General features: G+C 64.4%; 4 protein-coding genes. 1 reads left to right on the forward strand and 3 read right to left on the reverse strand.

From position 1 onward, the window contains the following. The coding region (locus EN738_RS27980) for an FAD-dependent oxidoreductase (RefSeq protein WP_145966952.1) at positions 1-1,116 on the forward strand (1,116 nt) is incomplete at its 5' end. A gap of 77 nt (positions 1,117-1,193) precedes the next feature. Here the strand turns inward: EN738_RS27980 and EN738_RS27985 are convergent. The 3 genes from EN738_RS27985 to EN738_RS27995 form a co-directional block, all read right to left on the reverse strand. Then, positions 1,194-4,763, reverse strand: coding sequence for a CHASE domain-containing protein (locus EN738_RS27985; RefSeq protein ID WP_127286491.1), 3,570 nt, complete (start codon positions 4,761-4,763; stop codon positions 1,194-1,196). Positions 4,764-4,947: 184 nt separating this feature from the next. Beyond that, positions 4,948-5,694 (reverse strand): GGDEF domain-containing protein, encoded by a 747-nt coding sequence (locus EN738_RS27990; RefSeq protein WP_245494766.1) that lies wholly within the window; start codon positions 5,692-5,694, stop codon positions 4,948-4,950. 220 nt (positions 5,695-5,914) lie between these two features. Beyond that, complete coding sequence (locus tag EN738_RS27995) at positions 5,915-6,619, reverse strand: thermonuclease family protein (protein ID WP_127286492.1); 705 nt, start codon at positions 6,617-6,619, stop codon at positions 5,915-5,917. Positions 6,620-7,021 lie beyond the last annotated feature (402 nt).

Genomic DNA, 7,021 nt, shown 5'->3' on the forward strand with positions numbered 1-7,021 from the left:
GCGCTGGGCAGCGGCGCCTCGATCCTCGTGGTCGAGCGCGACTCGAGCTACGAGTTCTCCTCGACCGCGCTTTCCACCAGCGCCATCCGCCAGCAATATTCCAATCCGATCAACGTCAAGATCAGCCAGTTCGGCATCGAGATCATCCGCGGCTTCCAGGAGCGCATGGCGCCCTTCTACAAGGACGAGCCGGCGCCCGACCTCGGCTTTCGCGAGCACGGCTATCTCTACTGCTGCTCGCCCGAAGGCGTGGACGCGGCGTGCGAGCGCGTCGAGCTGCAGCGTAGCCTCGGCGCCCACACCGTCTTCCTCGAGCCGGGTCCGCTGAAGGAGCGATTCCCCTGGCTCAATGTAGAGGATCTCGGCGGCGGCTCCTGGGGCTCGCGGGAAGAGGGCTGGTTCGATTCCATGGGCATGATGAACGGCTTCCGCCGCGCCGCTCGCGCCAGCGGCGTCGAATACATCGACAACGCCGTGACTGGACTGGATCTCGCCGATGGGCGGGTTGTTTCAGTCCGCCTCGCGACCGGCCAGACGGTCGCCTGTGGAACCCTGGTCAACGCCGCCGGCCCGCGCGCGCAGCAGGTCGCGGCGATGGCCGGCCTGTCGATCCCGGTGGCGCCCTACAAACGCTACAGCTTCGTCTTCGCCAGCGCCAATCCGATCCCCGGCCGCATGCCCAACGTCATCGACCTCTCGGGCACTTTCGTGCGTCCGGAAGGCGAACTCTTTCTCACCGGCAACACGCCGCAGGGCGACGGACCGGCCGACTACGACGACTTCGAAATGCACTTCGAGGAGTTCGACGACCATATCTGGCCGGCGTTGTGGCACCGCATTCCGGCTTTCGACGCGCTGAAGGTCCAGACCAGCTGGACCGGTCACTATGAATACAACATGCTCGACCACAACGGCATCGTCGGCTTCCACCCGGAGGTGAGGAACTTCATGTTCGCCAACGGCTTCTCTGGACACGGCCTGCAGCAGTCGCCGGCCGTCGGCCGGGCGGTGTCGGAGCTCATCGTCCACGGCGCCTTCCAGACGCTCGACCTGTCGCCCTTCTGCTACGAGCGCATTCCGCGCAACGAGCCTTTCCTGGAAGAAGCGGTGATCTGAGCCCGGCTGCGCCGAACGGGCTCCGCGATGAAGGTCCGCACGAATGGCCGACGGGGTATGGTCCGAGGACCAGCCTGTCAGGCAGCGGATTTGAGCGCCTCGATCTTGCTCAGGACTGCGTCACGCGCGCGTTCGTAGCGTTGCAGGGCTGGCATCAGGTCGGCACCATCGATGCAGCACGTCTCAATGTCGCGGCACAGATCGGACAGTGTTTCGAAGCCGAGCATGCCCGATGACGAGACCAGCGAATGGGCATCTCTCTGGACGACGTCCCGTTCGATGGCGTCAGGCGCGATCGACACGAGCCGGGTTCTGAGCACGTCGGCCAGCTTGTCGAGCAGCTGGTTCACCCTGTTCTTGCCGAGCACTTTTGCCAGGTTTCCGAAGACGTCGGCATTGAAGACGCCGTCCCGATCGGCAGTCGCACCCGGTTCGTCGGCGCCTCGGTTAGGTCTGCCGCCGGTGTTGCGGACGATCGCCGCCAGCAATTCGGGCTGCTTGAAAGGCTTTCCGACGTGATCGGTCATGCCGGCGGCCCACAACTCGGAGAGCTGGAACGGCAGCACATTGGCGGTCAACGCGACAATCGGGATGTCCCGGACCGGGGAATTCAGCTCCCGGATATGCCGGGTTGCGGTCAGCCCATCCATGACTGGCATCTGAACGTCCATCAGCACGACATCGTAGCTCCGGTTCTGCACGGCTGCGACTGCTTCCGTGCCGTCAACCGCGACATCGACCTCATGGCCGTGAGCCCGAAGCACCGCACAAGCTATGTCGCGGTTGATCTCCATGTCCTCGACCAGCAGTATCCGGGCCGGTGCCGTCGTCTCGTTCATCGCCTGGGCAAACCGTGAAGGTTCGGCGTCCGCGGCGGCCTCGGGAAGTGCGACTTCGAACCAGAACAGTGAACCCTCCCCGGCGGTGCTCTCAACGCCTATCCGTCCCCCCATCAGTTCGACAAGGCGCTTCGAGATCGCCAGTCCGAGACCGCTGCCGCCAAATTCGCGACGGACCGATCCGTCAACCTGCGAGAAGCGCTGGAACAGACGGTCCTGCTGTTCGGCCGGAATGCCGATGCCGGTGTCGCGGACGGCAAAGCGCAGCCCGATAGAGCCGGCGCCGGCATCGCCGATGCGGTCGACGGCCAGGGTCACGCTTCCCGTGGCGGTGAATTTCACGGCATTGTTCAGAAGGTTGAGCAGCACCTGCCTCAGCCGGTCCTGATCACCGACCAGGTGCGGCGGCAAGGTCGGGTCGATCCGCCGCACCATTGCCAGGCCCTTGCGTGCCGCGATGCCGTTGACGATCGAGAGCGTATTGTCGATCAAGGCACCGAGCGTGAACGGATGAGCGTCGATTTCGATCTGACCGGCTTCGATTCTGGAGAAGTCGAGAATATCGTTGACGACGGTAAGCAGCGCCGCGGCCGACGTCCCGATGCGCTCGGCGTAGCGTCTGTTCTGCTCGGACAGTTCCTTCGAGGAAAGCAGAAGATCGCCATAGCCGATCACGCCGTTGAGCGGGGTGCGGATTTCATGGCTCATCGTGGCGAGGAAGGCCGTCTTGGCTTCGCTCGCCTGCTCGGCATTCGTCTTGGCGATCTCTGCTTCCGCCTTGGCAAGCTTGAGCTCTTCGGCTCTTTCCTGCTGAAGCGTGACATCGCGCTCTGTAACGACCAGCTCGGTGGGAGTTCCCGCTTTGTCGCGCACCAGCTGCAGGGTGATCTCCGCCTGCACCCAGTCATCGTCCTTGCGGTGCAGCGTGAACACGCCTTTCGATTCGCCTATTTCGCCTCGTGCCAGCTTTGCGTACTCGGCCTGGAGGCGGGACCGCTGCTTCGGGTGAACGTCGGAAAATGCGTTCGAGTTCTGAAGCTCCTCCGGCGTGTAGCCGAGAAGCCGCATGCAGGCGGGCGAGGTGTAGAGCCGTGTCCCGTCGAAGGCGACGCGGCTGATCATGTCCGAGCTGTTTTCCGCCAGGAGCCGGTAGAGCGCCTCACGTTCGGCCAGTTCGCTTGTCTTGCGGTCGACCAGTACTTTGACGGTTTCGGCACGGCGTGCGAACAGGAACAGCAAGGCGCCGAACAGCGCAGTGAAGACGATGCCGCTGCAAAGCACGAGCAGCGGCTCCTGGCTGGCGACGCTGTGCTCGAATGCGGGCGTGCTGTGCCACGACAGCGTCCAGCGCTGCTGCATCACGTCGACCTGCTTTCGTATCGAAAACGCAGGCGCCGACGCAGTCTCGTCGGGTTCGCTGCTGTGGTAGATCAATGCTTCGGCGTCCTCGCTGTCGCCGTCATAGACGTGCAATGCCAGCGAGCGGTCTTCGCTTGTGGTCAACCCGCTCATGAATTTCTGCGCGACGAACGGGGCATATATCCAACCGGTCAGGGCGGCGCGGCGCTCGTCGACCGTATTGAGCGGCACGTTCTTGCGATACATGGGATGGAGCAGGATGAAGCCGTTGCTCTTCGTCTGGTCCTGCACCAGCACGATGCGCTTGGTGATGGCCGGCTGGCCGGTGTCCCGCGACAGCGTCGCCCCTTCCAGGCGATTGCTCTCGAACGCGATGTTCAGTCCGAGGGCCGGGCGGTTCGGTGCCAGCGGCTCGATATAGGTGATGACAAAGCGAGGTCCGCCGGGAACAGCGGGATGGATGGTGAACTGGGGCTGTGTCACTTGAGCCCGCAGAAGGAAGTCCGCTACTTTTTCCACCGGAACGTTTTCGATGTAGCCGATGCCGTTGACGCCGGGCATGCTGCGCTTGAGGTCGAGGACCTCGACATAGGAGCGCCATTCCTCGGCGCTGACGTAGCTCGACCCTTCGAAGAAGCCGACGCCGCCAACCAGGGCCTGGTCGTAGGACGCCAGGCGGTGCATCAGCGCCTGCTCGTTCTCGATCGCCATCGAGGCGAAGATCGCGCTGTTGCGGTCGTAGATGAACTGGTTGCTTGCCTTCCAGCCGTAGAACGTCAGCCCGAGGGGCAAAAGCAGCAGCAGTATCGCGGCAACCGGCAGTGCGCCGAGCGGCGCGCCACGCCACGTAAGCCGGCGCTTGGCGCCGGGGGCAACGAGCACGATCGGCAAGAAGATGACGATGCCGAGGACGTCGCCGCTCCACCATGTCAGCCAGTTGTGTGCCACGCCGGCGTACGGGACGACTCCGGCGACATAGAGCGAGGTCACACCGACGGTGGGGGCGACGATACAGCTGATCGGAGCGGCTGCGAGGAACAGCGCGATGATATCGCGGGTGCCTCTGAGATCGATCGGTAGCCCGACCGCCCGGCTGACCAGCCAGCGGGCGACCAGCGCCTGCACGGTCGAGCCGCCGGCAATCGCGGCCGCAACAGCCAGTTTGTCGAGCGCCCACCCGGTTTCAGCCGAATAGCCGCCGCCGATCACGGCGTTGAGCACCAGCGATCCGATGAAGATCCCCGGCCAAAGTGAGCGCCCATAGGCAAGCAATGCCCCGACCGCGATGCCGGATGCCGGCCAGATGATCGTCGCGTAGCCGGGCGGCACGGCCAGAAGCAGCCCCAGTTGTCCGGTCAGGTAATACAGGGCCGCAACGGCGACGATCCTGGCCAGCGCATGCGACAGCAGGCGTTGCATGGGGTGAAGAACCATCACCAGGCGCGACATGGTTCGCTCACGAACAAGAAGATCGCCCCGACATCCGGCGGTGCGTTACGAAATGATCCGCTGATTCCTGCGACAGCACGCACATTCGTAAGCCAACCCGACGGGATCAGAATTCGGCAGATCGCTGCATCGATCCCGCAGAGATTGCGCCGAACCCGTCAACGTCCGATTAATGCTGCGCTCTTCAGCTGCTCAGATGCGACAGTTCCAGCCCGGTCTGTGAGGCCGACAGGCGTTCTTCCGCCGACCGGAACATATCCTCGAAGGCCAGCTCGTGCTCGAACACGACGCCGCCGACCTGCACGGCGAGCACGTCCTCCGTTCCCTTGGGCGCGAAATAGACGTCGCGCACCCGAGCCTTGATGCGTTCGCCGATCTCCTTGGCGTCCTTTTCGGTCGCGCCAGGCAGAAAGACGCCGAACATCGAGGTGCCGATGCGGCCGACGAGATCCTCCTTGCGAACCGACGACTGGATCGTCGAGGCGATGAGCCGCAGCGCCTCGTCGCCCCATTCCAGGCCGAAGCGCAGGTTGAGGGACTTGAGATGCTCGGGATGGATGACCAGGAAGGCGCCGGAGCGCGGCCCGGCCTCCGAGGTCTTCGCGGCCCGTCTGTCCACCATCGAGGTGAAAACCGGTCCGTTCAGGCAGCCGGTCAGCCTGTCATAGGTCGCCGACCGGTTGAGCTCCTGCCGGTAGCGGCGGATCTCGGCCTGTTTCGATCCGAGCAGCAGGAACAGCGGCAGGCCGATGGCCAGCGGCAGCAGCGTTGCCGTGATCACGCTGCGCGCGAACGGCGTCAGCGCCTCGCTGAACAAAAGCAGATAGTTGAGGCCGAGCGACAGGATGAGGCAGCCGGCCGTCCCCAGCACCGTCAGCCACGCAACATCTTTCCAGCTTTGGGTAGAGGGGGTCGCTGTCGGTTTGGTCACTGGCCAATCTCCTGTCCGATGCGCTGGCATAAGGCCGGTGTGTTGCAATTTCGGTTTCGACGACCGCTACAATTTGATGCATGCGGGCGGAATGGCCATCAAATCGGCCCGTGCCGGCAAAGGCTGCACCGCAAGGGTTAACAAAACAGATATCGAAGGTGGCAGTCGGCGCGGGCCTGACGGCCAGCCTGGAGCGAGCCGATCGGCAGCGGTCCCGCGCCTATCGAGGCGGCCCGAACATGCCCATCTCGGCACTCCTGGCCGTTGCCTCGGCCTTGCCGTAGATGCCACCGGGCAGCGCCGTGGCCCAGCCGTTGGAGACCAGCCAGGCGCCGACGTCCTGCTTGCCGAGCGTGCAGGGCGCGGCGATGGCGAAGCGGTCGACATCCGGCGGCACGAAGCATTTCAGCGCCCGCCCGCGCAGCCAGGCATTGAAGGCCGCCCGCGCGCGCTGGCCGCACGGCCAGGCGATCTCGTGAAAGGAACAGCTCCTGTCGGGGTCGATGGCGAGCGTGCCGCTGATCGCCACCGTCCGGCCCATCGCCTCGAAGATCGCCGACGAGGTGGCGATCGGCCGATAGAGCAGCATCTCGCGCCAGTCGCCCGGCATCGGCGTCTTCGGCCAGTATGCAAGACCGAGTTCGCCAAGCGGCGGGCGGGCTTCGATCCGTTCGATCCGGGTCGCATCGAGTTCGGGCGGCGCGATGAGATCCTGCGCGATCTTGCGCGCCGGCTGCCGCGGTCCGGCATCGAACATGGGTTGCGCCGTCGTCGCTGGCTGGTTTCCGGAGTCCAATGCCGGCGTCTGCCGGCCGACCCCAATCAAGGCGCCGGCTTGCAGGATCAGCAAGACCCCGGCCAGGAGTTCGACACCTCCCAACGCGATCGCCAGGCGAGACCTTGGCGCGGACACGATGCCGCTCATCGGTGGCGTCCCGGCCATCGCCGTCGAACAAAAGGCCGACCTGGCAACCAGCTTGAGCGCACCCCTTCAACCCCCGATGAAACGGCTCCGGCCATCCGACCTGCCGCGTTGGCGTCCCGGCAGTGCAGCATAGCACGCGCGCGAAGGATGCCGAAGCAGGCGTCCCGTTAAGCTTCGTTAATCCTTGCGCAATCTCTGTTGCCTATTGTGGCCCGGAATTGTCGAGGACGACATGAAGCGCAAACCGATACTGCTCTTTGCTTTCCCGGCCCTCATGCTGCTCATCCTGGCGGGTGAGCGGGCGGCGACATTCCTGCTCGGCACCTATCCCGCCAGGATGAGCAGCATGAGGGCCGGGAAAGCAAAGAGCAGTATCGGTTTGCGCTTCATGTCGTCCTCGAC

It is taken from the genome of Mesorhizobium sp. M4B.F.Ca.ET.017.02.2.1 (assembly GCF_003998955.1).
Taxonomy (GTDB): domain Bacteria; phylum Pseudomonadota; class Alphaproteobacteria; order Rhizobiales; family Rhizobiaceae; genus Mesorhizobium; species Mesorhizobium abyssinicae.

What these genes read in the sequence shown, in the direction of transcription:
- EN738_RS27995 (WP_127286492.1), bottom strand. Translation starts at nt 6,619, where the DNA reads ATGAGCGGCATCGTGTCCGCGCCAAGGTCTCGCCTGGCGATCGCGTTG.
- EN738_RS27985 (WP_127286491.1), bottom strand. Translation starts at nt 4,763, where the DNA reads ATGTCGCGCCTGGTGATGGTTCTTCACCCCATGCAACGCCTGCTGTCG.